Genomic DNA, 273 nt, shown 5'->3' on the forward strand with positions numbered 1-273 from the left:
TGACGGTTTTGCGCGCGGCGACATGGGTGCGGACCACGTCCCAGATCGGCGGGCCTTGCGTTCCTTCGTTGACGCTGGCCCAGCCGGCCACAGTGTATTTCTTCGTGGCCTCGATCGGCTGGCCCGATTTCAGATGCGTCAGGCCGGAGATGCGGCTGCCCATCGGCTTGCCGACATCGATCGCGTAGCCCATGCCGCCGATGCGGACCATGTCGCCGCCGCCCTGGAAATAGGGGTCGGGGTGGAAGATGTTGTCGGCGACGTCCTCGAGGA

The 273-nt window shown here is 65.6% G+C and carries 1 protein-coding gene; it reads right to left on the reverse strand.

What is annotated here, in order from left to right; translation table 11 throughout:
• On the reverse strand, window positions 1–273 hold a 273-nt coding region (locus tag AX750_RS25230; RefSeq protein ID WP_197432866.1), incomplete at both ends, for a 5'-nucleotidase C-terminal domain-containing protein.

The sequence above is a fragment of the Methylobacterium sp. CCH7-A2 genome (assembly GCF_001557075.1).
Classification (GTDB): Bacteria; Pseudomonadota; Alphaproteobacteria; order Rhizobiales; family Beijerinckiaceae; genus Allobosea; species Allobosea massiliensis.